The sequence below is a fragment of the Streptomyces synnematoformans genome (assembly GCF_039531005.1).
In the GTDB taxonomy this organism is placed as follows: domain Bacteria; phylum Actinomycetota; class Actinomycetes; order Streptomycetales; family Streptomycetaceae; genus Streptomyces; species Streptomyces synnematoformans.
Map to the genome: position 1 here is coordinate 64,909 of NZ_BAAAPF010000001.1, position 24,137 is coordinate 89,045.

The window sequence follows — 24,137 nt, forward strand, 5'->3', positions numbered from 1 at the left end:
GGGTGTGGCCGGGACTACTGCGCGACCTGGTTGATCTCATACGGGACCGGCTGCTGGGCGGCGTGCGGGTGCTCGGCACCGCGGTACACCTTCAGCTTGCTGAGCATCTGACGGCCCAGCGTGTTCTTCGGCAGCATGCCGCGGACGGCCTTCTCGACGGCCTTCTCCGGGTTCTTGTCCATCAGCTCGTCGTAGCGGACGGAACGGAGGCCGCCGGGGTAGCCGGAGTGACGGTAGGCGAGCTTCTGGGTCCGCTTGTCGCCGGAGAGGTGCACCTTGTCGGCGTTGATGATGATGACGAAGTCACCAGCGTCGACGTGAGGCGCGTACACCGGCTTGTGCTTGCCACGCAGCAGCTGGGCGACCTGGGAGGCCAGGCGGCCCAGTACGACGTCGGTGGCGTCGATGACGTGCCACTGACGCTGGACGTCGCCGGGCTTGGGGCTGTACGTACGCACGGTCGTAGCCTTCGCTTCTTCAGTGAGTGTTCTCTGACAAGGTCACCCGGAGATCACGGCAGCAGAAGACCGAGTCGGCGACGCAAACCGACAGCTGATCGCTGGTAAATCGCCCTGGTGGACCAGGCGTAACGGCCTCACGCGTGAGAACGAGCAGCCAATACGCACAACGAACCAGCAGAATACCGGTGCCCGCACCACCAGGTCAAAACACCCCCGCCCCACCACCGCAACCGAGAGCGCACCTCAAGATCACCGCCGCCGGGCCACCCGCCCCTCGTCCCACACCGGCTCCGCCGTCTCCCGCACCCGGCCGTCCGCGCCGAAGAGCAGGAACCGGTCGAAGCTGCGCGCGAACCAGCGGTCGTGCGTCACCGCCAGCACCGTCCCCTCGTACGCCTCCAGACCCTCCTGCAACGCCTCCGCGCTCTCCAGGTCCAGGTTGTCCGTGGGCTCGTCCAACAGCAACGCCGTCGCCCCCGCCAGCTCCAACAACAAGATCTGGAACCGCGCCTGCTGCCCGCCGGAGAGCCGGTCGAAGGGCTGCTCCGCCGCGCGGTCCAGCTCGTAGCGGCGGAGGGCCGGCATCGCCGCGCCCCTGTCCTTCGCGTGGTCCTTCCACAGGATGTCCAGCAGCGAGCGCCCCGCCAGCTCCGGGTGCGCGTGGGTCTGCGCGAAGTGCCCCGGCACCACGCGCGCGCCCAGCTTCCACGCGCCGGCGTGGCCCACTGCCTCTCCCGCGGGGCTCCCGGCCAGCAGCCGCAGGAAGTGCGACTTCCCCGAGCCGTTCGAGCCGAGCACCGCGACCCGCTCGCCGTAGAAGACCTCCAGCGAGAACGGCCGCATCAGCCCGGTCAGCTCCAGCTCCGCGCACGTGATCGCCCGTACCCCGGTACGCCCGCCGCGCAGCCGCATCCGGATGTCCTGCTCCCGCGGCGGCGCCAGCGGCGGGCCCGCCTCCTCGAACTTCCGCAGCCGCGTCTGCGCGGCCCGGTAGCGCGAGGCCATGTCGGAGTTGAACGCGGCCTTCTGCTTGTACATCATCACCAGCCGCTTGAGCTTCGCGTGCTCCTCGTCCCACCGCCGCCGCAGTTCCTCGAAGCGCTCGAAGCGCTCCTTGCGCGCCTGGTGGTACGTGCCGAAGCCGCCCCCGTGCACCCACACGTCGCTGCCCGCGGCGCCCGGCTCCACGCTGACGATCTTCTCCGCGCTGCGCGCCAGCAGCTCCCGGTCGTGGCTGACGAACAGCACGGTCTTCGGCGTCTCGCGCAGCTGCCCCTCCAGCCACAGCTTGCCGGGCACGTCCAGGTAGTTGTCCGGCTCGTCGAGCAGCAGCACCTCGTCCGTACCGCGCAGCAGCGCCTCCAGCACCAGCCGCTTCTGCTCGCCGCCCGACAGCGTGCGCACCTCGCGCCACTGGGCCCGCTCGTACGGCACGCCGAGGGCGGCCGTCGTGCACTTGTCCCAGAGCGTCTCCGCCTCGTAGCCGCGGGCCTCGGCCCAGTCGCTCAGCGCCTGCGCGTACGCGAGCTGCGCGGCCTCGTCGTCCCGCTCCATGAGGGCGAGTTCCGCCTCGTCGACGGCCGCGGCGGCGGTGCGGATCCGCGGCTGCGCGACGGACACCAGCAGGTCGCGCACCGTACGCTCGTCCCGCACCGAGCCGACGAACTGCGGCATCACGCCCAGCCCGCCGCCGGTGGACACGCTGCCGCCGTGCGGGCGCAGTTCGCCGGCGAGCAGCCGAAGCAGGGTCGTCTTCCCGGCGCCGTTGGCCCCCACCAGCGCCACGGCGGCGCCCTCGCCGACGCGGAACGAGACGTCGCCGAGCAGCGGCCGCCCGTCCGGCAGGTAGTACTCCAGGTGCGCGGCCTCCAGGTGTCCCATGCCCTCATCCTCGCGGCACGCGGCGGCGCGGCGAAACGGGTTTTCCGCCCCACCGGCCGCACCGGTCCCGTACGGCCGGGCCGCCCCTCGCGCGTCCACCGCCAGGCGGTCCGCCGGCCCGGGCCCCCACACCGCCGTCCGGGTGACGGCGGACCCGGTTAAGATGCCCGCCATGAGCTTCGGGCAGGGGGGCTACGGCGGCCCCGGGGGGCAGGGGCAGGGATCGGGCTTCGGCCCGCCGGGATCCGGCGGGCCCGCGCCCGACTGGGGTGCGCTCGCCGACTCCGCGGCGGCCGAGCGGCGCCGGAAGCGGCGGCTGCTGATGATCGTCGGCGGGGCGCTGGCCACGGTCGTGATTGCGGGCGCGGTGGCCGCGGCGGGCGTCACCACCTCCGGGGGTGACGACGATCCGGCGAGCAGCGCCTCGGAGGACCGGATATCCGGCGCGGCGAGCGGGAGCGGGAAGGACGACCCGACGTTCTCGTCCGTGGCTCCGCCCCCGGACCCCAAGGAGTTCATCGCCTCCGCGGACAAGGACACAGCCCCGCTGACCGTCGACAGCTTCTTCCCCGACGCGAAGATCACCGTCAGCGGCCACACCTACGAGCGCAGGGCGACCCACCACACCCGCGAGTGCGCCTCCGCCGCCTCCACCAAGCTCGCCAAGGTCCTCGGCGCCAACGGCTGCGACCGGCTCTTCCGCGCCACGTTCACCCGCGACGGCAGCGCCGTCACCGTCGGCGTCGCCGTCTTCGCCGACGAGGGCCCGGCCGGCCGCGCCGCCGAGCAGGCGACCGGCAACCTGGAGTCGCTCCCCGGCGACGGCGTGCCGGAGTTCTGCCGCGCCACCGCCTGCCGGCTGACGAGCAACACCCTCGGCCGCTACGCCTACTTCACCATCGCCGGCTACGCCGACGGCAAGTCCGTCACCGCCGACGACACCCCGACCAGCGAGGCGGTCCGGGACACCGGCGCGTACGTCTACCGCCGCATCATGGACCGCGGCCGGGAGCAGGCCCTGAAGTCCACCGAGCAGTAGCACCCGCCCGGGCGGACCCGCCCGCCCGGGCGCCGGCGCCCGTCTTTCGGGGGACGGGCATCCCCCGACCGGCGCAACGCACGTGGTGCGGCGCCGCGCGCGGTGGTCGGCTGGGGCCATGAAGATCCTGGTCACCGGCGCCACGGGCGCCCTCGGCAGCCGGCTCGTCCCCCTGCTCACCGCGGCCGGGCACACCGTCACCGGCACCACGACGACCGAGGCGAAGACGGAGCAGCTGCGCGCGGCGGGCGCGGAGCCGGTCGTGCTCGACGTCCTCGACGCCGCGGCCGTACGGGAGGCCGTGGCGGACGCCACCCCCGAGGTGATCGTCCACGAGGCCACCGCCCTGTCCCACCAGACCGACCTGGGCGCGCGCGAACTCCGCCGCCTCGACAACGTCTTCGCCACCACCAACCGGCTGCGCAGCGAGGGCACCGACAACCTGCTCGCGGCGGCGGCCGGCGCCGGCACCCGGCGGTTCGTCGCGCAGAGCTTCGCCGGCTGGCCGTACGCGCGCGAAGGCGGCGGAGTCAAGACCGAGGAGGACCCCCTCGACTCCCACCCGCCCGCCGGCACCGAGCAGTGCCTCGCCGCCATCAAGCACCTGGAGGACGCGGTCACCTCCGCCCCCGGCATCGAGGGGATCGTGCTGCGCTACGGCGGCTTCTACGGCCCCGGCACCACCATCTACCCGGGCGGCGAACAGGCGGAGATGGTACGCAGACGGCTCCTGCCGGTGGTGGGCAACGGCGAGGGGGTCCTGTCCCTGATCCACATCGACGACGCCGCGGAGGCGACGGCCGCGGCGGTGGAACGGGGCACGCCCGGCATCTACAACATCACGGACGACGACCCCGCGACGCAGCGGGAGTGGCTGCCGCGGCTGGCGGCGGCGATGGGCGCGCGACCGCCGCGGCGGGTGCCGGTGTGGCTGGCGCGGTTCGCGGCGGGGCGGTGGCTGGCGATGGTGATGACGGAGGGCCGGGGGGCGGCGAACGACAAGGCGAAGCGCGAGCTGGGGTGGCAGCCGGGGCACCCGTCGTGGCGGGAGGGATTCAGGGAGGTGTTCGCGGGACAGCCGGCGCAGGCGGCGCGGTAGCGGCGCGGCGGCGCGGAGGACGCCGGGCGGTGCGGCAGGCGCCGGGCGGCGCGGCGGTGCGGTATCAGCGGGCCGGTAGCAGCGCGAGCCGCCCGGCAGCAGCCCGGCAGCGCCGTACGGGCCGCGGTCAGTACGGCCGGATCCCGTACCCGTACCGGAACAGCGGGTCCGCCCCCGCCTCCCGCGACCGCCCCGCGGCGTCCGCCGCCCGGCGCGGCCACGTCACCGGCAGCCGCCCGCTGAACCCCGCCCCGAACAGCGCGTCCGTGATGCCCCGCGCCTCCGTCCCCGGCAGCCACGCCGCCACGAAGGCGTCCGTCCGCGCCAGCGCGCCGCCCAGCACCACCGGCCGCCCGGAGTACAGCACCCCCACGCACGTCTTCGCGCGCCCGCACACGTCCGCGAGGTCCGCCTCGTTCTCCTCCCCCAGCGCCAGCGTCTCGGAGTCCCCGAACCACTCCGCGTACGGGTCCTCGCCGCCCACCCAGATCCCCACGTCGCCGCGCCCCTCCGTGGCCACCTCGATGCCCGTGCCGGCTGTCGCCCGGCGCAGCGCCTGCAGGAACGTCGTCCCCTCCGTCGTCCGCCCCGTGCCGCCCTGCCAGCCGACCGACCAGCCGCCGAGCTGCCGCCCCAGGTCGTCCGCGCCGTTGCCGCCGACGACGATGCGGTACGAGCCGCGCCGCGGCAGCGGCAGCGCGCCGCCCTCGTTGCGCAGCAGCACCTGCGAGGCCCGTACCGCCTCCCGCGCGACCGCCCGGTGCCGGGGCGAGCCGACTTTCGCGGTCAGGGCGCGGTCGGTGAACGGATCGTCGAAGAACCCGAGGCGTTCCTTGACGTCCAGGATGCGGCGTACGGCGTCGTCGACGCGGGCCCGCGGAATCCGTCCCTCCCGCACCCCGGCGGTGATCGCCCGGTGCACGCCGCGGTAGTCCTTCGAGACCATGACCATGTCGATGCCGGCGTTGACGGCGCGCGCCACCTGCGCCGCCAGCTCCCCGCCGGGCAGCTGCTGCACGGCGTCGTAGTCGCTGACGACGAAGCCCTCGAACCCCAGCTCGCCCTTGAGGACGCCGGTGAGCAGCCGCCGGTCGCCGTGCGTCCTGACGCCGCGGACGCTGCTGTAGGACGCCATGACCGAGCCGACGCCCGCGTCGACCACGTCGCGGTACGGGGCGAGGTGCACCCGGCGCAGCTCGGCCTCGCCGACCCGTACGTCGCCCTGGTCGAGGAGCCGCCCCTCGCCCGCGGCGCTGCCGTACGCGGTGCCGCCGTCGCCGACGAAGTGCTTGGCGGTGGCCAGCACGGAACCGGGCCCCAGCGCGTCGCCCTGGAACCCGCGCACCGAGGCGGCGCCCAGCTCCCCGACGACCCCGGGGTCCTCGGCGTAGCCCTCGTACGTACGCCCCCACCGCACGTCCCGCGGCACGCACACGCACGGCGTGAACGCCCACCGCACCCCGGCGCCGAGGGTCTCGTCCCGCGCGACCCGCTCGGCGCGCGCCACGAGCGCGGGGTCGCGGGTGGCGCCCATGCCGATGTGGTGCGGGAAGATCACGGACCCGGTGATGCCGCTCATGCCGTGCACGGCGTCGGCGCCGTAGAGCAGCGGAACGCGGAGCCTGCTGCGCAGGGCGGCGCGCTGGTACCCCTCGACCATGCCGGCCCACGCGGCGGCGTCGTTCCCGCCGCCCCGGGGACCGCCGTCGTCGCCGGCGCTGAGCATGGCGCCGATGCTGAGGCGGGCGAGGTCGCGGGGGTCGTCGAGGAAGGCGTTCTGGAGCTGGATCATCTGCCCGGCCTTCTCGGCGAGGGTCATCCGGGCGAGGCAGTCGTCGGCGCCGTGGCAGCCGTCGCCCGCGCGGTCCGGACGGTCGGAGCGGGCGGCTCCGCCGGAACCGGCACAGCCGGCGAGGAGGGCGAGGAGGAGCACACAGAGCACGGCCTTGGAACGCATACGCCCCACCCAACCCAGCCAGCGGCCCCACCGTGCCGTGCCACACGGGACGACGCGGCCGCGTCACCCGCCAGGGGGCGAGGTTCCGGGGGCCCACGCTCCCCCGCGGACCCCCGGGGGAGCCGGGGCCCCGGGGCCGGAGCCCTCGCGGACCGCGGGGGCCGGGCGCAACGGAGGCGGGCGACAAAGCCCACCCGGCACCATCCCGCGGCACAGCCCGCGGCCACGGCTACGGGGGCACAGCCCCTGCGGACCGCGGGCAATCAGGGGGTCCGGGGGCGAAGCCCCCGGGGAGCGCGCGCATCCGCGCGCAACCGGGGGTCCGGGGGCGAAGCCCCCGCGGAACGCGCGCATCCGCGCGCAACCGGGGGACCGGGGGCGGAGCCCCCGGTTTCGGGAAGGGGCGGGATCGGGGACACCCCCACCCAGCGCCACCCCGCCGGGGGCCCGAGGGCGAAGCCCTCGGGGAAGCGCACGCAACCGCGCGCAACCGGGGCCCTACCCCGTGCCCAGCGTGCGCACCCGCCGCGAAGCGCGGTTCCGCGCCGCCAGCTCCGCCGCCCCCGGATACCCCACCTCCTCCAGCGTCAGCCCGTGCGGCCGCACCACCTGCACCGCCGAATCCCGCACCGCCGCCGCCAGCACCCGCCCCACCCACTCCGGCGCCCGGTGCCCGTCGCCGACGAAGAGCATCGCGCCGACCAGCGCCCGCACCATGTTGTGGCAGAAGGCGTCCGCCTGCACCGTCGCCTCCAGCACCCCGTCCGCCCGCCGCTCCCAGCGCAGCTCCAGCAGCCGCCGGATCGTCGTCGCCCCGTCCCGGCGCTTGCAGAACGCCGCGAAGTCGTGTTCGCCGAGCAGCCGCTCCGCCGCCGCGTTCATCGCGTCGGCGTCCAGCGGCCGGTTGTGCCACAGCACGTGGCCGCGCAGCAGCGGGTCGACGCCGCCGGGGTCGTCGGCCACCCGGTACACGTACCGCCGCCAGATCGCCGAGAACCTCGCGTTGAAGTGCGGCGGCGCCGCCGCGACCCGCCACACCCGCACGTCGTGCGGCAGCCGCCCGGCGAGCCGCCGCAGCAGCAGCTCGCCGGCCGCTCCCTGCTGCTCCCACACCTCCGCCGGCAGGTCGACGTGCGCCACCTGCCCGCGCGCGTGCACCCCGGCGTCCGTGCGCCCGGCGACCGTCAGCTCGTACGGTGCGGGCTGTCGCAGGACGACCTGCAGCGCGGTCTCCAGCTCCTCCTGTACGGTCCGCTGGCCCTCGCGCTGCCGCGCCCAGCCGGAGAAGCCGCTCCCGTCGTACGACAGGTCCAGCCGCACCCGTACGAAGCCGGCGGCCACCTCGTCACTCACAGCCCTGTTCCTCCCAGCGCGACGGGCCCGCTCCCCCCGGAGGGAACGGGCCCGTCGACATGCACGAAACGCGCGTCAGGCGTCCTTGGCGTCCTTGCCCTCGGCCTCAGCCTCGGTCTCGGCCGCAGCCTCGCCGTCGGCCTCGGCCTCCGGCTTGGCGTCCTCGACCTCGGCGGCCTCGGCACCCTCGGTGGCCTCGGCCTCCGCCGCGTCCTTCTTCAGGTCCGCCACCGCCTCGTCGCCGGCCACGTCCTTCGCGGAACGCTTCGTCGCCGCCTCGGCCTCGCCGACCGCCTCCTGCTTCACGGTGAGCGCCTCGACCAGCTCGATGACCGCCATCTTGGCGTTGTCGCCGCGACGGTTACCGATCTTGGTGATCCGGGTGTAGCCACCCGGGCGGTTCTCGTACCGCGGGCCGATCTCGGTGAAGAGCGTGTGCACGACGCTCTTGTCCGAGATCAGCTGCATGACCTGGCGGCGGTTGTGCAGGTCGCCCTTCTTCGCCTTGGTCACCAGTCGCTCGGCGTACGGACGCAGCCGGCGGGCCTTGGCCTCGGTCGTGGTGATGCGACCGTGCTCGAAGAGAGCGGTGGCCAGGTTCCGCAGCATGGCGCGCTCGTGCGCCGCGCCGCCGCCCATACGGGCGCCCTTGCTGGGCTTCGGCATGGTGTTTCTCCTTTACCGCACCGGCCGTGTCAGGTACCGGTGATCGGGGTTCGGGGGGCGGTGGCCCCCCGAGACATCAGTGCTGCTCAGTACTGCTTGGTGCTGCTCAGTACTGCTCGGTCTCGACGAAGCCCGCGTCGGCGTCGTCCTCGGCGCCGAAGGTGTCGGCGGCCGAGGTCGGGTCGAATCCGGGCGGGCTGTCCTTCAGGGCCAGGCCCATGCCGGCCAGCTTCGCCTTGACCTCGTCGATCGACTTCGCGCCGAAGTTGCGGATGTCGAGGAGGTCCGCCTCGGAGCGGGCCACCAGCTCGCCCACCGAGTGGATGCCCTCGCGCTTGAGGCAGTTGTACGAGCGGACCGTCAGCTCCAGCTCCTCGATGGGCAGCGCCAGGTCCGCGGCCAGGGCGGCGTCCGTGGGGGACGGGCCCATGTCGATGCCCTCGGCGTCGATGTTCAGCTCGCGGGCGAGGCCGAACAGCTCGACCAGGGTCTTGCCGGCGGAGGCGACCGCGTCGCGCGGGCGCATGCACGCCTTGGTCTCGATGTCGACGATCAGCTTGTCGAAGTCGGTGCGCTGCTCGACGCGGGTGGCCTCGACCTTGTAGCTGACCTTGAGCACCGGGGAGTAGATGGAGTCGACCGGGATCCGGCCGATCTCCTGGCCGACCTGCTTGTTCTGCACGGCGGAGACGTAGCCGCGGCCGCGCTCGACGGTCAGCTCCATCTCCAGCTTGCCCTTGCCGTTGAGCGTGGCGAGGACCAGGTCCGGGTTGTGCACCTCGACGCCGGCCGGCGGGGCGATGTCGGCGGCGGTCACCACGCCCGGGCCCTGCTTGCGCAGGTACATCACGACGGGCTCGTCGTGCTCGGAGGAGATGACGAGCTGCTTGATGTTGAGGATGAGGTCGGTGACGTCCTCCTTGACGCCCGGCACGGTGGTGAACTCGTGCAGGACGCCGTCGATCCGGATGTTCGTTACTGCTGCACCCGGGATCGAGGAGAGGAGCGTACGGCGGAGGGAGTTGCCGAGGGTGTAGCCGAAGCCGGGCTCCAGCGGCTCGATGACGAACCGGGAGCGGTACTCCTCGACGACCTCTTCGGTGAGGGAGGGACGCTGAGCGATCAGCATGGTGTGTTTCCTTCAGTCGTGGACGCCCGCTATATGACGTCCGCTGTACTGACCAGGATACGGGCGGTACGCCACAAACGTGCCGTACCGCCCGCACCCGCGAGCACTGCCCCGAAGAACTACTTCGAGTAGAGCTCGACGATGAGCTGCTCCTGCACCTGGGTGTCGATCACCTGGCGCTCGGGCAGGCTGTGCACGAGGATCCGCAGGTTCGACGGGATCGCCTCCAGCCACGCCGGGACGGTCCTGTCGCCGGCCTCCGCCTGCGCCACCTGGAAGGGGGTCAGGTTCCTGGAGGACTCGCGGACCTCGATGATGTCGTTCGGCACGACGCGGGCCGACGGGATGTCGGTCTTGCGCCCGTTGACCGTGATGTGGCCGTGCCGGACCAGCTGGCGGGCGTGGTCGCGGGACTTGGCGAAGCCGGCCCGGTAGACCACATTGTCCAGCCGCGTTTCGAGGATGCGCAGCAGGTTCTCACCGGTCTTGCCGGACTGCCGGTTGGCCTCGTTGTAGTAACCGCGGAACTGCTTCTCCAGCACCCCGTAGATGCGCGCGCACTTCTGCTTCTCGCGCTTCTGCAGCAGGTACTCGCTGTCCTTGGTGCGCCCGCGCCCGTGCTCACCCGGGGGGTAAGGACGGATCTCGATCGGGCACTTAGCGCTCTCGCACTTGGCTCCCTTGAGGAAGAGCTTCTGCTTCTCCCGACGGCAACGCTTGCAGTCGGCCCCGGTGTAACGCGCCATGTCTTGTCGTCTCCTACTTCGCTTTTCTCAGACCCGGCGGCGCTTCGGCGGGCGGCAGCCGTTGTGCGGGGTGGGCGTGACGTCCTGGATGGACCCGACCTCAAGGCCGGTGGCCTGGAGGGAGCGGATCGCGGTCTCGCGGCCGGAGCCGGGACCCTTCACGAAGACGTCGACCTTGCGCATGCCGTGCTCCTGGGCGCGGCGGGCGGCGGACTCGGCGGCCATCTGGGCGGCGAAGGGCGTCGACTTGCGCGAGCCCTTGAAGCCGACATGGCCGGCGGAGGCCCACGAGATCACGTTCCCGGTCGGGTCGGTGATCGAGATGATCGTGTTGTTGAACGTGCTCTTGATGTGGGCGTGGCCATGGGCCACGTTCTTCTTTTCCTTGCGGCGGACCTTCTTGGCCCCGGCCGCTCGGCTCTTCGGAGGCATTCGGTGTTATCTCCCGTGGAGGTGGTCGGTCCTGCAGCGATGCGGGCGCACAGAGCGGACCGCTGCGGACTACTTCTTGCCCGGCTTCTTCTTGCCGGCGATGGCGCGACGCGGACCCTTGCGGGTGCGGGCGTTGGTGGAGGTGCGCTGGCCGTGCACGGGCAGTCCGCGGCGGTGCCGCAGGCCCTGGTAGCAGCCGATCTCGACCTTGCGCCGGATGTCCGCCTGGATCTCGCGGCGGAGGTCACCCTCGGTCCTGAGGTTGTTGTCCACGAACTCGCGGATCTTGACGAGCTCCTCCTCGGTCAGATCGCGGACGCGGGTGTCGGGGCTGATCCCGGTCGCGGCCAGCGTCTGCTGGGAGAGCGTCCGGCCGATGCCGAACACGTAGGTGAGGGCGACCTCCACGCGCTTCTCGCGCGGGATGTCGACACCTGCAACGCGTGCCATTCAAGGCTCCTGTGTCTGTCGGAGGTCTTCCGCAGCACCGTTCCCGTGGTTCGCTACGAGCCGGGTCCCCGGCCTCCGAGCCGGGGGTGTCGTCCCACACACGTTCGTGGGGGTCGGGTGACTGCTTCTTTACTTGTTCGCTTGTTGCGTCGCGCGATGAGCTGCGAGCGGTGCAAGGCGGTGGGTCAGGTCGGCGTACGTCAGCCCTGGCGCTGCTTGTGGCGCAGGTTTTCGCAGATGACCATGACCCGGCCGTGACGGCGGATCACCTTGCACTTGTCGCAGATCTTCTTGACGCTCGGCTTGACCTTCATGTGTCTGGAGGTTCTCCGGGTCGGGTGCCCCGCCCCACGGGAGCGGGACGAAGCAAGATCTACTTGTAGCGTTGAAGTTCACTGCGAGCGCGCCCGCAGTGTCTCCCCTGGATCGCTCCGGGGAGCTTGACAGGGCTTGCCTGTCCAGCCACGACCCTTCCGGCCGCGAGGGTGGGTGCGGGACCCTCCCGGGCTCATTTGTAGCGGTAGACGATCCGTCCGCGCGTCAGGTCGTACGGAGACAGCTCCACCACGACCCTGTCGTCGGGAAGGATACGGATGTAGTGCATCCGCATCTTGCCGCTGATGTGCGCGAGGACCTGGTGCCCGTTCTGGAGTTCCACCTTGAACATCGCGTTCGGCAGAGACTCGACGACGGTGCCCTCGATCTCGATGGCCCCTTGTTTTTTGGCCATGCTTGAGCGCTTCACCTTCCGGATTCGGCTACCTGGATGGTCCGGGGCACACGGGTGCACAGGGACCGACGAGTCAGTCTACGCGACCGGCTCCCGAAAGGCGAAATCGGGAGTCTGCCCGCTCCGCAAGATCGTTAAGCGTCGGGCGGGGGTGACGCGGGGTGACCGGCGGGGTGCCGCCGGGGCGCCGGGCCGGGGGCGTCAGCCGAGCGGGTCCGGGGCCGCCGTCACCCCGTACCCGGCGAGCTTCTCCCGGCCGCCGTCCGGGGCGGTCAGCACCAGCGGCCCGGCCTCGGTGAGGGCCACGGAGTGCTCCCAGTGGCTCGACCAGCTGCCGTCGTCCGTCTTGACCGTCCACTCGTCCGCCAGCACGTGGGTGCGCGGGGTGCCGAGGCTGACCATCGGCTCGATCGCGATGCAGAAGCCGGGGACCAGCTTCGGGCCGCGGCCGCGGCGCTTGTCGACGTAGTTCAGCAGGTGCGGGTCCATGTGCATCTGCGAGCCGATGCCGTGGCCCCCGTACTCCTCGACGATGCCGTACTTGCCGGCGGCCGGGCGCGGCTGGCGGCGGATGTAGCCCTCGATCGCCGCGGAGATGTCCACGAGCCGGTTGCCCTTGCGCACGGCCGCGATGCCGGCCCACATCGACTCCTCCGTCACCCGGCTCAGCTCGTGCAGCTCGGCGGCGTGACCGGACCCCACGAAGACCGTGAGGGCGGCGTCCGCGTGCCAGCCGTCGACGATGGCGCCGGCGTCGATGGAGATCACGTCGCCGTCGCGCAGCACCGTCGCGCGGTCCGGGATGCCGTGGACGACGACGTCGTTGACGGACGTGCAGATGTTGCCGGGGAAGCCCCCGTACCCCAGGAAGTTCGGCTTGGCGCCGTGGTCGGCGAGGACCTTGGCGGCGATCTCGTCGAGGTCCTTCGTGGTGGCCCCGGGCACGGCCGCGGCGGCGCACGCCCGGTGCATGGCCGCGACGACGAGACCGGCGGCCCGCATCTTCGCGATCTGTTCCGGGGTCTTGATCTCCACCATTTCGACTGCTGCCTCCTGGGCCGACGAGGGACGCTCTCCCCCGTCCACGATACGTGCCCGCGCCCGTGCGCCCGGGCGCGGGCCGCACATCAGTGCGTACGACGTCCCCACGCGGCCCGTACGGCGCCCGTACCGCGCCCGCACGGGCCCGCTGGACGGCTTCGCCGGCCCCGCCCCTCGGGGCGGAGCCGGCGGACGACCGGAACGGCGGCTCGCGGCCGCCTAGCCGCGCTGTCCGGGCAGGGCCTCCATGGCCCGCCGGGTGACCTCGGCCACGGAGCCCAGCGCCGAGATCGTGGTCACCAGGCCCTGGGCCTTGAAGTAGTCGATGATCGGCTCGGTCTCCTCGTGGTAGACCTCCAGCCGGCGGCGGACGGTGTCCTCGTTGTCGTCCTCGCGCTGGTACAGCTCGCCGCCGCAGACGTCGCACACGCCCTCGCGCTCCGGCGGGGAGTACTCGACGTGGAAGACGTGGCTGCTGTCGTTGCGGCAGATCCGCCGGCCGGCGATGCGCTTGACGACCTCATCCTCCGGCACCTCCAGGTCGAGCACCGCGTCCAGCTCAAGCCCGGCCTCCTTCAGCAGCCCGTCGAGCGCCACCGCCTGCGCCACGTTCCGCGGGAAGCCGTCGAGCAGGAAGCCGCCCGCGGCGTCGGGCTGCCCCATCCGGTCCCAGGCCATCCCCACGGTCACCTCGTCCGGCACCAGGTTGCCCGCCTCCATGTACGCCTTCGCCTGGCGGCCCAGCTCCGTGCCCTGGCTGATGTTGGCACGGAACAGGTCACCGGTGGAGACGTGCGGGATGGACAGGTTCTCGGCGAGCAGGGCCGCCTGCGTGCCCTTGCCCGCACCGGGAGGCCCGACGAGGACGATTCGCATCAGCGGAGGAACCCTTCGTAGTGATGCTGCTGCAGCTTGCTCTCGATCTGCTTCACCGTCTCCAAGCCGACACCCACGATGATGAGGATGCTCGTACCGCCGAAGGGGAAGTTCTGGTTCGCGTTGAACAGCACCAACGCCACTGTCGGTACCAGCGCGATCAGACCCAGATAGAGCGAGCCCGGCCAGGTGATCCGGTTGAGTACGAAGCTGAGGTACTCCGCGGTGGGACGGCCGGCCCGGATGCCCGGGATGAAGCCACCGTACTTCTTCATGTTGTCGGCGACCTCCTCGGGGTTGAACGTGATCGCCACGTAGAAGAACGCGAAGAACACGATCATGAGGAAGTACGTGATGATGTAGACGGGGTGGTCGCCGGTGACGAAGTTCTCCTCGATCCACTGCGCCCAGCCGGACGTGGAGCCGGTGAACTGCACGATGAGGGCGGGGATGTAGAGCAGCGAGGACGCGAAGATGACCGGGATGACACCCGCCTGGTTCACCTTCAGCGGGATGTACGTCGAGGTGCCGCCGTAGGAGCGGCGGCCGATCATGCGCTTCGCATACTGCACGGGGATGCGGCGCTGCGCCTGCTCGACGAAGACCACCAGGCCGACCATCGCCAGGCCGAGCGCGATGACGACGACGAACTCGCCCCAGCCGTCGATGATCTTGCCGGACTGCTTGATGTTCCACAGGGCGCCGGGGAAGCCGGCGGCGATCGAGATGAACATCAGCATCGACATGCCGTTGCCGATGCCGCGGTCGGTGATCAGCTCACCGAGCCACATGACCGTCGCGGTGCCGGCGGTCATGACGATCACCATCGTGATGATCTTGAAGATCGAGTCGTCGGGGATGATCTGGTCGTTGACCGCACACTGCGGGAACAGCGAGCCGCTGCGTGCGGTGGCCACCAGACCGGTGGCCTGCAGCACGGCGAGGGCCACGGTCAGATAGCGGGTGTACTGCGTGATCTTCGCGGTGCCGGACTGGCCCTCCTTCTTCAGGGCCTCCAGCCGCGGGATCACCACCGTCAGCAGCTGCAGGATGATGCTCGCCGTGATGTACGGCATGATCCCTAGCGCGAAGATGGTGATCTGCAGGAGGGCCCCACCGCTGAACATGTTCACCAGGCCGAAGAGGCCCTGGTTGGCGTTGGCCTCGTCCATGCATTGCTGCACGGCCTGGTAGTCGGTTCCGGGGACGGGAACCTGCGCACCGAGCCGGTAGATCACGATGATGCCCAGCACGAACAGCAGCTTCTTGCGCAGGTCGGGTGTCTTGAACGCCCGGGCGAACGCGGTGAGCACGGTGCCTCCTGCGGCCCCCATGGTTCATCACGGGGGCTGACGGGTCATTTGTTCAGCGGATGGTCGGTTCACGTCCCATGCCGGCGTACGCCCGCATGGGTAGGGACAGTGCACGCCACCTTACCGGGGGGTGCGGTCACCGTGGAACGACCAACCGGGGATGCCCGTGCGGGACATCCCCGGTTGCCCGTCACACTCAGGCGCGCTCGGTGACCGAGCCGCCGGCGGCGGTGATCTTCTCGCGGGCGGAGCCGGAGACCTTGTCGACGGTCACCTGCAGCGCCACGGAGACGTCACCGTTGCCGAGCACCTTCACGAGCTCGTTCCTGCGCACCGCGCCCTTGGCGACCAGATCGGACACCGTGACCTCGCCGCCCTCGGGGTACAGCTCGGCCAGCTTGTCCAGGTTCACCACCTGGTACACCTTGCGGGCGGGGTTCTTGAAGCCCTTGAGCTTCGGCAGCCGCATGTGCAGCGGCATCTGCCCGCCCTCGAAGCGCGCCGGCACCTGGTAGCGGGCCTTGGTGCCCTTGGTGCCGCGGCCCGCGGTCTTGCCCTTGGACGCCTCGCCGCGACCCACACGGGTCTTCGGCTTCTTGGCGCCCGGGGCCGGCCGCAGGTTGTGGATCTTCAGCGGCTTCTGCTCCGCCGCGTCCTTGACGTCCTTGACGGCCATGTCAGTCGACCTCCTCGACCGTCACCAGGTGGCGGACGGAGTGCACCATGCCGCGCACCTGGGGACTGTCATCGCGGGTCACGCTGTCGTTCAGCCGGCGCAGGCCGAGCGTACGCAGCGTGTCCCGGTGGTTCTGCTTGCTCCCGATGTAGGACTTGCTCTGGGTGATCTTCAGCCGTGCCATCAGGCGTTCACCCCTGCACGGGCCCGCAGCATGGCGGCGGGCGCCACGTCCTCCAGCGGCAGGCCACGGCGGGCGGCGATCTCCTCGGGGCGCTGCAGGCCCCGCAGTGCGGCCGTCGTGGCGTGCACGATGTTGATCGGGTTGGACGAGCCGAGCGACTTGCTCAGCACGTCGTGGATGCCCGCGCACTCCAGCACGGCACGCACCGGGCCACCGGCGATCACACCGGTACCGGGCGACGCCGGCTTCAGCAGCACGACACCCGCGGCCTCCTCACCCTGGATCGGGTGCGGGATGGTGCCCTGGATCCGGGGGACCTTGAAGAAGTGCTTCTTGGCCTCCTCCACACCCTTGGCGATGGCGGCCGGCACCTCCTTGGCCTTCCCGTACCCGACACCCACGGTGCCGTCACCGTCGCCCACCACGACCAGCGCGGTGAAGCTGAAGCGACGACCACCCTTCACAACCTTGGCGACTCGGTTGATCGCGACAACGCGCTCAACATACGCGGTCTTGTCGGCGGCAGCGCCGCCGTCCCGGCCCTTACGGTCCCGCCGCTCGCCGCCGCCGGCGCCGCCACCGCGGCGCTGGGGTCCAGCCATTGGTCTTCCTCTCTCAGAACTTCAGCCCGGCATCGCGGGCGGCGTCGGCCAGGGCGGCGATGCGCCCGGCGTACTTGTTGCCACCGCGGTCGAACACCACGGCCTCGATCCCGGCGGCCTTCGCCCGCTCGGCGACCAGCGCGCCGACCTGCTTGGCCTGCGCGGTCTTGTCGCCCTCGGCGCCGCGGATGGACGTGTCCATCGAGGAGGCCGAGGCCACCGTGTGGCCGGCGATGTCGTCGACGACCTGCGCGACCATGTGGCGGTTCGAACGGGTCACGACCAGGCGCGGGCGGTCCGGCGTACCGGAGACCTTCTTCCGCACCCGGATGTGCCGGCGCTTCACGGCGGCCGCCTTGCGGGCACTGCCCTTGGCGATCTTCACACCGTATGCCATGGCTTACTTACCCGCCTTTCCGACCTTGCGCTGGATGCGCTCGCCCTCGTACTTGACGCCCTTGGCCTTGTACGGGTCGGGCTTCCGCAGCTTGCGGATGTTCGCGGCGACCTCGCCGACCTTCTGCTTGTCGATGCCCTCGACGCTGAAGCGCGTCGGGTTCTCGACCCTGAAGGTGATGCCCTCGGGCGCCTCGACGAAGATCGGGTGGCTGTAGCCCAGCGAGAACTCCAGGTCGGAGCCCTTGGCCTGGACGCGGTAGCCGACGCCGCTGATCTCCAGCTTCTTCACGTAGCCCTCGGTCACACCGGTGACCATGTTCGCCACCAGCGTGCGCGACAGGCCGTGCAGCGCGCGGCTCTTGCGCTCGTCGTTCGGGCGGGAGACGACGATGGTGCCGTCGTCGCCGCGGGCGACGTCGATGGGCGCGACCACGGTGTGCGAGAGGGAGCCCTTGGGACCCTGCACGTTGACCGTACGGCCATCGATGGTGACGTCCACGCCGGCGGGAACCTGGATGGGCAGCTTGCCAATACGCGACATGGCTTTACCTCCGTTCCCTTCCGTTACCAGACGTAGGCGAGGACTTCCCCGCCCACGCCCTTCTTGCCAGCCTGCTTGTCCGTGAGCAGCCCATGGGAGGTGGAGATGATCGCCACGCCCAGGCCGCCGAGCACCTTCGGCAGGTTGGTGGACTTTGCGTAGACCCGCAGACCCGGCTTCGAGATCCGCTTGATGCCGGCGATCGAGCGCTCGCGGTTCGGGCCGTACTTCAGCTCCAGGACGAGGCTCTGGCCCACGCGGGCCTCCTCGGTCTTCCAGCCGCTGATGTAGCCCTCCTGCTGGAGGATCTCCGCGATGTGCGTCTTGATCTTGCTGTGCGGCATCGCCACGGTGTCGTGGTAAGCCGAGTTCGCGTTCCGCAGACGGGTCAGCATGTCTGCGATCGGATCGGTCATGGTCATGTGATGGCCTTCGGCCTCTCTCGCCGCGGTTTCCTGTCTGCTCCGTCCCTCTCCCCCAGCCGCGTCGCGGTGGGGACGGGTGTGGAGCGGGGACCTACGGCGTAGTAGTCGGTCAAAGCGTCCCGGTGATCCGGCGGATCACCAGGAGCTCTTGGTCACGCCCGGCAGCTCGCCCCGGTGCGCCATCTCACGGAGGCACACACGGCACAGGCCGAACTTGCGGTAGACGGAGTGCGGCCGGCCGCAGCGCTGGCAGCGCGTGTAGCCGCGCACCTTGAACTTCGGCTTGCGGGACGCCTTCGCGATCAGAGCCTTCTTTGCCACGGCTCATGCCTCCTTGAACGGGAAGCCGAGGTGACGAAGCAGGGCGCGGCCCTCGTCGTCGTTGCTCGCCGTGGTGACCACGGTGATGTCCATGCCCCGGACCCGGTCGATCTTGTCAGGGTCGATCTCGTGGAACATGACCTGCTCCGTGAGACCGAACGTGTAGTTGCCCCGGCCGTCGAACTGCTTCGGCGAGAGGCCGCGGAAGTCGCGGATGCGCGGCAGCGCGAGCGACAGCAGCCGGTCGAGGAACTCCCACATCCGGTCGCCGCGGAGCGTGGCGTGGGCGCCGATCGGCATGCCCTCGCGCAGCTTGAACTGCGCGATGGACTTCCGGGCCCGGGTCACCGACGGCTTCTGGCCGGTGATCGTGGCGAGGTCCTTGATGGCGCCCTCGATCAGCTTGGAGTCGCGGGCGGCGTCGCCCACACCCATGTTGACCACGATCTTGGTCAGGCCGGGGATCTGCATGACGTTCTCGTACGAGAACTCGTCCTTCAGCTTGGCCTGGATCTCGTCCCGGTAGCGCTGCTTGAGGCGCGGGGGGGTGCCCGCGGCGGTCGCAGTGGTGGCAGTCATCAGATGTCCTCACCCGTCCGCTTGGCAACGCGGATCTTGTTGCCCTCGTCGTCGAAGCGGTAGCCGACCCGGGTCACGACCTTCTGGCCGTCCTTCTCCACCACCAGCGACACGTTGCTGACGTGGATCGGGGCCTCGGTCGTGATGATCCCGCCGGTCTTGGACCCGCGGGCCGTCTGGCCGGCCTTGGTGTGCTTCTTGACCCGGTTGACGCCCTCGACCAGGACGCGGTCCTCGCGCGGGAAGGCCGCGATGACCTTGCCCTGCTTGCCCCTGTCCTTGCCGGTGATGACCTGAACCAGGTCGCCCTTCTTGATCTTCATTGCTACAGCACCTCCGGCGCGAGCGAGATGATCTTCATGAACCTCTTCTCGCGCAGCTCACGGCCGACAGGGCCGAAGATACGGGTGCCGCGGGGGTCGCCGTCGGCCTTGAGGATGACGGCGGCGTTCTCGTCGAAGCGGATGTACGAGCCGTCCGGCCGGCGGCGCTCCTTGACGGTGCGCACGATGACCGCCTTGATGACGTCGCCCTTCTTCACGTTGCCACCGGGGATCGCGTCCTTGACGGTGGCGACGACGACGTCACCGATTCCCGCGTAGCGGCGGCCCGATCCGCCGAGCACACGGATGCAGAGGATCTCCTTTGCACCCGTGTTGTCGGCGACTTTGAGTCGCGACTCCTGCTGGATCACGTCTATCTCCTGATCGTCTGCCGGTTCCCGGCGGGACCCTCGTACGAGGGGACCCGCCGAGCCTGGCGGAACCGTCCTGGGGGCTCCCCCCAGGAGTACTTACTTGGCCTTCTCGAGGATCTCGACGACGCGCCAGCGCTTGGTCGCCGACAGCGGCCGGGTCTCCATGAGGAGGACACGGTCGCCGACGCCGCAGCTGTTCTGCTCGTCGTGCGCCTTGAGCTTGTTCGTACGGCGGATGACCTTGCCGTACAGCGCGTGCTTGACGCGGTCCTCGACGGCGACGACGACGGTCTTGTCCATCTTGTCGCTGACGACGAGCCCCTCGCGGGTCTTGCGGAAGCCGCGCGCGGTCTTGGTCTCTTCTGTCACATTCGTCTCGCTCATCAGGCGCTCTCCACCGTGTCGATGCCGAGCTCGCGCTCCCGCATGAGGGTGTAGATCCGGGCGATGTCCTTGCGGACGGCCTTCAGCCGGCCGTGGTTCTCCAACTGTCCGGTCGCCGCCTGGAAGCGGAGGTTGAACAGCTCCTCCTTGGCCTCGCGCAGCTTCTCCACGAGGTCGTCGTTGGACAGCTGGCGCAGCTCGGTCGTCTTGGTACCGGCGGCCATCACGACTCACCACCCTCGCGCCGGACGATCCGGCACTTCATCGGAAGCTTGTGAGCCGCGCGGGTCAGCGCCTCACGAGCGGTCTTCTCGTTCGGGTACGACAGCTCGAACATCACGCGCCCCGGCTTGACGTTCGCCACCCACCACTCCGGCGAGCCCTTGCCGGAGCCCATGCGGGTCTCGGCGGGCTTCTTGGTCAGCGGGCGGTCCGGGTAGATGTTGATCCACACCTTGCCGCCACGCTTGATGTGCCGCGTCATGGCGATACGCGCGGCCTCGATCTGCCGGTTGGTGACGTACGCGGCCGTCGCCGCCTGGATGCCGTAGTCGCCGAAGGCCAGCTCGGTGCCGCCCTTGGCGAGGCCGCGGCGCTTCGGGTGGTGCTGCTTGCGGTGCTTGACCCTGCGAGGGATGAGCATGGGTTCAGCCCTCCGTTCCGGTGCTTTCGGGAGCAGAGCCCGCGGCACTGCCAGTGCTCGCGGCCTCGGCCCGGGCGGCCTCGGCGACCGGGGCCTGCTGCTGGTCGCGCTGCGGACGACGGCCGCGGCCACCGCGCTCACCGCCGCGACGCGGGCGGTCGCCGCCGCCACCGCCGCCGCCACCGCCACCGCGGGACGGGCGGTTGCCGGCGCGGGCCGCGGCGTTCTCGGCGCGGACCTCGGAGATGTTCTTCACATCGCCCTTGTAGATCCAGACCTTCACGCCGATGCGGCCGAAGGTCGTGCGGGCCTCGAAGAAGCCGTAGTCGACGTTGGCGCGCAGGGTGTGCAGGGGCACCCGGCCCTCGCGGTAGAACTCCGAGCGGGACATCTCGGCGCCGCCGAGCCGCCCGCCGCACTGGATCTTGATGCCCTTGGCGCCGGCCTTCATCGCGGACTGCATGCTCTTGCGCATGGCCCGGCGGAAGGAGACGCGGGAGGACAGCTGCTCGGCGACGGCCTGGGCCACGAGCTGCGCGTCGGTCTCGGGGTTCTTGACCTCAAGGATGTTCAGCTGCACCTGCTTGCCGGTGAGCTTCTCCAGCTCGCCGCGGATGCGGTCGGCCTCCGCGCCGCGGCGGCCGATGACGATGCCCGGCCGGGCGGTGTGGATGTCGACGCGGACGCGGTCACGGGTGCGCTCGATCTCCACCTTGGAGATGCCGGCGCGCTCCATGCCCTTCGTCATCATCCGGCGGATGGCGACGTCTTCCTTGATGTAGTCCTTGTACAGCTTGTCCGCATACCAGCGCGACTTGAAGTCGGTGGTGATGCCGAGCCGGAACCCGTGCGGGTTTACCTTCTGGCCCATTACCGGGTCCCTTCCTTGCTGCCGACGACCAGCGTGATGTGGCTGGTGCGCTTGCGGATCCGGTACGCCCGGCCCTGCGCGCGGGGCCGGAACCGCTTCCAGGTCGGGCCCTCGTCGACGTACGCCTCCTTGACGAAGAGGCTGTCGACATCCGTGTGGTCGTAGTTGTGCGCGGCGTTGGCGATGGCGCTGTCCAGCACCTTGCCGACGGGCCCGCTCGCGGCCTGCGGAGCGAAACGCAGGACCGCCTGAGCCTCCGTGGCGGTCATGCCACGGATGAGGTCCACCACACGGCGGGCCTTCATGGGCGTGACGCGCACATAGCGCGCGGAGGCCCTGGCTTCCATGGTTGTCCCTTCGGTGTGAGTCATGGTCTTCGCACTCCGCAGGTCAGCGACGACGCGACTTGCGGTCGTCCTTGACGTGGCCCTTGAAGGTGCGGGTAGGCGCGAACTCGCCGAGCTTGTGCCCGACCATCGACTCGGTGACGAACACCGGTACGTGCTTCTTGCCGTCGTGCACCGCGATCGTGTGGCCCAGCATGGCCGGGACGATCATCGAGCGGCGGGACCAGGTCTTGATGACGTTCTTGGTGCCTGCTTCGTTCTGCACGTCCACCTTCTTCAGGAGGTGGTCGTCGACGAAGGGCCCCTTCTTCAGACTGCGCGGCATCTCTACTCCACCCGCTCCTAGCGCTTCTTGTTCGTCTTGCGGCGGCGGACGATGTACTTGTTGCTCGCCTTCTTCGGCGAACGCGTACGACCTTCCTTCTGGCCCCAGGGCGAGACCGGGTGGCGACCACCGGAGGTCCTGCCCTCGCCACCGCCGTGCGGGTGGTCGATCGGGTTCATCACGACACCGCGGACGGTCGGGCGCACGCCCTTCCAGCGCTTGCGGCCGGCCTTGCCCCAGTTGATGTTCGACTGCTCGGCGTTGCCGACCTCGCCGACGGTGGCGCGGCAGCGGATGTCGACCAGCCGGATCTCGCCGGACGGCATACGCAGGTGGGCCATGCGGCCCTCCTTCGCCAGCAGCTGGACGTGCGCACCGGCGGAGCGGGCGAACTTCGCGCCGCCGCCGGGCTTCAGCTCGATGGCGTGGATGACGGTACCGACCGGGATGCTGCGCAGCGGCATCGCGTTGCCCGGCTTGATGTCGGCGCCGGGCCCGTTCTCGATGCGGTCGCCCTGCTTCAGGCCGGCCGGCGCGAGGATGTAGCGCTTCTCGCCGTCGGCGTAGTGCAGCAGCGCGATGCGCGCGGTGCGGTTCGGGTCGTACTCGATGTGCGCGACCTTGGCGGGGACGCCGTCCTTGTCGTGCCGACGGAAGTCGATCACGCGGAAGGCGCGCTTGTGGCCGCCGCCCTGGTGGCGGACGGTCACACGACCGGAATTGTTTCGGCCGCCCTTGCTGTGCAGGGGGCGGACCAGCGACTTCTCCGGCGCGGACCGCGTTACCTCGACGAAGTCGGCGACGCTGGCGCCACGACGGCCAGGAGTCGTCGGCTTGTACTTGCGGATACCCATTTCTTCAGTCCTCGTCCGTGACGGACAGCCCTGTCGGTCTCCGTCAGGAGACCGGGCCGCCGAAGATGTCGATGCGGTCGCCCTCGGCGACGGTCACGATGGCGCGCTTGGTGTCGGCGCGCTTGCCGTAGCCGGTGCGGGTGCGCTTGCGCTTGCCCTGGCGGTTGATCGTGTTGACCCCGATGACCTTGACCTGGAAGACCTTCTCCACGGCCTGCCGGATCTGGGTCTTGTTGGCCCGCGGGTCGACGATGAAGGTGTACTTGTTCTCGTCGAGCAGCGCGTAGCTCTTCTCCGACACGACGGGCTTGAGCAGCACGTCGCGCGGGTCGTCGTAGGTCTTGCTGGTGACGGTGAACCCGGTCGCCGCCTCGTCCGCGGCCTCGGCCCCGGTCTCAGCCTCGGTCTTCTCCATGTCGACCATCAGGCGTCGCTCCCTTCAGCCTTCTGGAGCTCGACCTCATCGACGGGAGACTGGCCCTTGCCGCCGCCCTTGACGGGACCGGCCACGAACCGCTCGAAGGCGGCCTGCGTGAAGACCACGTCGTCGGAGACGAGCACGTCGTACGTGTTCAGCTGACCGGCGTCCAGGATGTGCACGTCGGGCAGGTTCCGGGCGGACAGCAGCGACAGGTCGTCGTCCCGCTCGATGACCAGCAGCACGTTCTTGCGCTCGCTGACCTTGCCGAGGAGGGTCCTGGCGGCCTTCGTCGAGACCTCGCCGTCGACCACGCCGGTGACGACGTGGACACGGCCGAGCCGCGCCCGGTCCGAGAGGGCGCCGCGCAGCGCGGCGGCCTTCATCTTCTTCGGGGTCCGCTGCGAGTAGTCGCGCGGCACGGGGCCGTGCACGATGCCGCCGCCCGCGAACTGCGGAGCGCGGATCGAGCCCTGGCGGGCGCGGCCGGTGCCCTTCTGGCGGTACGGCTTCTTGCCGCCGCCGCGGACCTCGCCGCGGGTCTTCGTCTTGTGCGTGCCCTGCCGGGCAGCGGCCAGCTGGGCGGTGACGACCTGGTGGATCAGCGGAATGCTGACCTGCGCGTCGAAGATCTCCGCGGGGAGTTCGACGGTCCCGGTCTTCTCGCCCGCCGGCGAAAGGATGTCAACGGTGCTCAT

35 protein-coding genes are annotated in these 24,137 nt (G+C 70.6%); 2 read left to right on the forward strand and 33 right to left on the reverse strand.

The window, feature by feature from the left end:
* Positions 1 to 14: 14 nt before the first annotated feature.
* On the reverse strand, positions 15 to 458 hold the full coding sequence (gene rplM / locus ABD317_RS00300; protein ID WP_027754726.1) for a 50S ribosomal protein L13: 444 nt from the start codon (positions 456 to 458) through the stop codon (positions 15 to 17).
* Between the two features lie 252 nt (positions 459 to 710).
* Positions 711 to 2,342, reverse strand: coding sequence for an ABC-F family ATP-binding cassette domain-containing protein (locus ABD317_RS00305; protein ID WP_344286581.1), 1,632 nt, complete (start codon positions 2,340 to 2,342; stop codon positions 711 to 713).
* 172 nt (positions 2,343 to 2,514) lie between these two features.
* Between ABD317_RS00305 and ABD317_RS00310 the strand changes: the two genes are divergently transcribed.
* Positions 2,515 to 3,381 carry a hypothetical protein gene (locus tag ABD317_RS00310; RefSeq protein ID WP_344286583.1) on the forward strand — a complete coding sequence of 289 codons (867 nt, stop codon included), beginning with the start codon at positions 2,515 to 2,517 and terminating at the stop codon, positions 3,379 to 3,381.
* A 118-nt stretch (positions 3,382 to 3,499) separates the two neighbouring features.
* Positions 3,500 to 4,480 carry an NAD-dependent epimerase/dehydratase family protein gene (locus ABD317_RS00315; RefSeq protein WP_344286585.1) on the forward strand — a complete coding sequence of 327 codons (981 nt, stop codon included), beginning with the start codon at positions 3,500 to 3,502 and terminating at the stop codon, positions 4,478 to 4,480.
* A gap of 127 nt (positions 4,481 to 4,607) precedes the next feature.
* Here ABD317_RS00315 and ABD317_RS00320 read toward each other — a convergent pair whose 3' ends face one another.
* The 31 genes from ABD317_RS00320 to rplD form a co-directional block, all read right to left on the reverse strand.
* Positions 4,608 to 6,437, reverse strand: a complete 1,830-nt coding sequence (locus ABD317_RS00320) for a glycoside hydrolase family 3 protein (protein ID WP_344286587.1) — start codon at positions 6,435 to 6,437, stop codon at positions 4,608 to 4,610.
* A 498-nt stretch (positions 6,438 to 6,935) separates the two neighbouring features.
* The gene (truA, locus tag ABD317_RS00325) at positions 6,936 to 7,790 is read right to left on the reverse strand and encodes a tRNA pseudouridine(38-40) synthase TruA (protein ID WP_344286589.1); all 855 of its coding nucleotides are present in this window, start codon (positions 7,788 to 7,790) and stop codon (positions 6,936 to 6,938) included.
* 75 nt (positions 7,791 to 7,865) lie between these two features.
* Positions 7,866 to 8,456, reverse strand: coding sequence for a 50S ribosomal protein L17 (rplQ, locus tag ABD317_RS00330; RefSeq protein ID WP_027754732.1), 591 nt, complete (start codon positions 8,454 to 8,456; stop codon positions 7,866 to 7,868).
* Between the two features lie 106 nt (positions 8,457 to 8,562).
* Positions 8,563 to 9,585 carry a DNA-directed RNA polymerase subunit alpha gene (locus ABD317_RS00335; protein WP_027754733.1) on the reverse strand — a complete coding sequence of 341 codons (1,023 nt, stop codon included), beginning with the start codon at positions 9,583 to 9,585 and terminating at the stop codon, positions 8,563 to 8,565.
* A gap of 119 nt (positions 9,586 to 9,704) precedes the next feature.
* Positions 9,705 to 10,331 (reverse strand): 30S ribosomal protein S4, encoded by a 627-nt coding sequence (gene rpsD / locus ABD317_RS00340; RefSeq protein ID WP_027754734.1) that lies wholly within the window; start codon positions 10,329 to 10,331, stop codon positions 9,705 to 9,707.
* Positions 10,332 to 10,358: 27 nt separating this feature from the next.
* Positions 10,359 to 10,763 (reverse strand): 30S ribosomal protein S11, encoded by a 405-nt coding sequence (gene rpsK / locus ABD317_RS00345; protein ID WP_027754735.1) that lies wholly within the window; start codon positions 10,761 to 10,763, stop codon positions 10,359 to 10,361.
* A 69-nt stretch (positions 10,764 to 10,832) separates the two neighbouring features.
* Positions 10,833 to 11,213 carry a 30S ribosomal protein S13 gene (gene rpsM / locus ABD317_RS00350; protein WP_027754736.1) on the reverse strand — a complete coding sequence of 127 codons (381 nt, stop codon included), beginning with the start codon at positions 11,211 to 11,213 and terminating at the stop codon, positions 10,833 to 10,835.
* Between the two features lie 200 nt (positions 11,214 to 11,413).
* A complete protein-coding gene (gene rpmJ / locus ABD317_RS00355) occupies positions 11,414 to 11,527 on the reverse strand; it encodes a 50S ribosomal protein L36 (RefSeq protein WP_009740505.1) in 114 nt (37 codons plus the stop codon).
* 194 nt (positions 11,528 to 11,721) lie between these two features.
* A complete protein-coding gene (gene infA / locus ABD317_RS00360) occupies positions 11,722 to 11,943 on the reverse strand; it encodes a translation initiation factor IF-1 (RefSeq protein ID WP_003948620.1) in 222 nt (73 codons plus the stop codon).
* Positions 11,944 to 12,144: 201 nt separating this feature from the next.
* A complete protein-coding gene (gene map, locus ABD317_RS00365) occupies positions 12,145 to 12,981 on the reverse strand; it encodes a type I methionyl aminopeptidase (RefSeq protein ID WP_027754737.1) in 837 nt (278 codons plus the stop codon).
* Positions 12,982 to 13,203: 222 nt separating this feature from the next.
* Positions 13,204 to 13,860: an adenylate kinase gene (locus tag ABD317_RS00370; RefSeq protein ID WP_344286595.1), complete on the reverse strand. Its 657-nt coding sequence runs from the start codon at positions 13,858 to 13,860 to the stop codon at positions 13,204 to 13,206.
* Positions 13,860 to 15,173 (reverse strand): preprotein translocase subunit SecY, encoded by a 1,314-nt coding sequence (gene secY / locus ABD317_RS00375; protein ID WP_344286597.1) that lies wholly within the window; start codon positions 15,171 to 15,173, stop codon positions 13,860 to 13,862. Before secY ends, ABD317_RS00370 begins: the two co-directional genes overlap by 1 nt.
* Before the next feature lie 196 nt (positions 15,174 to 15,369).
* The gene (gene rplO, locus ABD317_RS00380; protein ID WP_344286599.1) at positions 15,370 to 15,849 is read right to left on the reverse strand and encodes a 50S ribosomal protein L15; all 480 of its coding nucleotides are present in this window, start codon (positions 15,847 to 15,849) and stop codon (positions 15,370 to 15,372) included.
* 1 nt (position 15,850) lies between these two features.
* Entirely contained in the window at positions 15,851 to 16,033 is a 183-nt protein-coding gene (gene rpmD, locus ABD317_RS00385; RefSeq protein ID WP_027754743.1) for a 50S ribosomal protein L30, read from the reverse strand.
* Positions 16,033 to 16,635, reverse strand: a complete 603-nt coding sequence (gene rpsE, locus ABD317_RS00390) for a 30S ribosomal protein S5 (RefSeq protein ID WP_027754744.1) — start codon at positions 16,633 to 16,635, stop codon at positions 16,033 to 16,035. Before rpsE ends, rpmD begins: the two co-directional genes overlap by 1 nt.
* 13 nt (positions 16,636 to 16,648) lie before the next feature.
* Positions 16,649 to 17,032, reverse strand: a complete 384-nt coding sequence (gene rplR, locus ABD317_RS00395) for a 50S ribosomal protein L18 (protein ID WP_027754745.1) — start codon at positions 17,030 to 17,032, stop codon at positions 16,649 to 16,651.
* Positions 17,033 to 17,035: 3 nt separating this feature from the next.
* The gene (rplF, locus tag ABD317_RS00400; RefSeq protein WP_344286600.1) at positions 17,036 to 17,575 is read right to left on the reverse strand and encodes a 50S ribosomal protein L6; all 540 of its coding nucleotides are present in this window, start codon (positions 17,573 to 17,575) and stop codon (positions 17,036 to 17,038) included.
* Between the two features lie 23 nt (positions 17,576 to 17,598).
* A complete protein-coding gene (gene rpsH, locus ABD317_RS00405) occupies positions 17,599 to 17,997 on the reverse strand; it encodes a 30S ribosomal protein S8 (protein WP_027754747.1) in 399 nt (132 codons plus the stop codon).
* A gap of 138 nt (positions 17,998 to 18,135) precedes the next feature.
* Positions 18,136 to 18,321 carry a type Z 30S ribosomal protein S14 gene (locus ABD317_RS00410; protein WP_027754748.1) on the reverse strand — a complete coding sequence of 62 codons (186 nt, stop codon included), beginning with the start codon at positions 18,319 to 18,321 and terminating at the stop codon, positions 18,136 to 18,138.
* Positions 18,322 to 18,324: 3 nt separating this feature from the next.
* Positions 18,325 to 18,900 (reverse strand): 50S ribosomal protein L5, encoded by a 576-nt coding sequence (rplE, locus tag ABD317_RS00415; protein ID WP_027754749.1) that lies wholly within the window; start codon positions 18,898 to 18,900, stop codon positions 18,325 to 18,327.
* A complete protein-coding gene (gene rplX / locus ABD317_RS00420; protein ID WP_344286602.1) occupies positions 18,900 to 19,223 on the reverse strand; it encodes a 50S ribosomal protein L24 in 324 nt (107 codons plus the stop codon). Before rplX ends, rplE begins: the two co-directional genes overlap by 1 nt.
* Before the next feature lie 2 nt (positions 19,224 to 19,225).
* A complete protein-coding gene (rplN, locus tag ABD317_RS00425) occupies positions 19,226 to 19,594 on the reverse strand; it encodes a 50S ribosomal protein L14 (protein ID WP_027754751.1) in 369 nt (122 codons plus the stop codon).
* Positions 19,595 to 19,693: 99 nt separating this feature from the next.
* A complete protein-coding gene (gene rpsQ, locus ABD317_RS00430) occupies positions 19,694 to 19,981 on the reverse strand; it encodes a 30S ribosomal protein S17 (protein WP_344286603.1) in 288 nt (95 codons plus the stop codon).
* Positions 19,981 to 20,205, reverse strand: coding sequence for a 50S ribosomal protein L29 (gene rpmC / locus ABD317_RS00435; protein ID WP_027754753.1), 225 nt, complete (start codon positions 20,203 to 20,205; stop codon positions 19,981 to 19,983). Before rpmC ends, rpsQ begins: the two co-directional genes overlap by 1 nt.
* Positions 20,205 to 20,624, reverse strand: a complete 420-nt coding sequence (rplP, locus tag ABD317_RS00440; protein ID WP_027754754.1) for a 50S ribosomal protein L16 — start codon at positions 20,622 to 20,624, stop codon at positions 20,205 to 20,207. The genes rpmC and rplP overlap by 1 nt, the downstream gene beginning before the upstream one ends.
* A 4-nt stretch (positions 20,625 to 20,628) precedes the next feature.
* On the reverse strand, positions 20,629 to 21,495 hold the full coding sequence (rpsC, locus tag ABD317_RS00445; protein WP_344286606.1) for a 30S ribosomal protein S3: 867 nt from the start codon (positions 21,493 to 21,495) through the stop codon (positions 20,629 to 20,631).
* A complete protein-coding gene (rplV, locus tag ABD317_RS00450) occupies positions 21,495 to 21,842 on the reverse strand; it encodes a 50S ribosomal protein L22 (protein WP_344286608.1) in 348 nt (115 codons plus the stop codon). Before rplV ends, rpsC begins: the two co-directional genes overlap by 1 nt.
* A gap of 43 nt (positions 21,843 to 21,885) precedes the next feature.
* A complete protein-coding gene (gene rpsS / locus ABD317_RS00455; RefSeq protein ID WP_027754757.1) occupies positions 21,886 to 22,167 on the reverse strand; it encodes a 30S ribosomal protein S19 in 282 nt (93 codons plus the stop codon).
* A 17-nt stretch (positions 22,168 to 22,184) separates the two neighbouring features.
* Positions 22,185 to 23,021: a 50S ribosomal protein L2 gene (gene rplB, locus ABD317_RS00460; RefSeq protein ID WP_027754758.1), complete on the reverse strand. Its 837-nt coding sequence runs from the start codon at positions 23,019 to 23,021 to the stop codon at positions 22,185 to 22,187.
* 43 nt (positions 23,022 to 23,064) lie between these two features.
* On the reverse strand, positions 23,065 to 23,445 hold the full coding sequence (gene rplW / locus ABD317_RS00465) for a 50S ribosomal protein L23 (RefSeq protein ID WP_027754759.1): 381 nt from the start codon (positions 23,443 to 23,445) through the stop codon (positions 23,065 to 23,067).
* On the reverse strand, positions 23,445 to 24,137 hold the full coding sequence (gene rplD, locus ABD317_RS00470) for a 50S ribosomal protein L4 (RefSeq protein WP_344286611.1): 693 nt from the start codon (positions 24,135 to 24,137) through the stop codon (positions 23,445 to 23,447). The genes rplW and rplD overlap by 1 nt, the downstream gene beginning before the upstream one ends.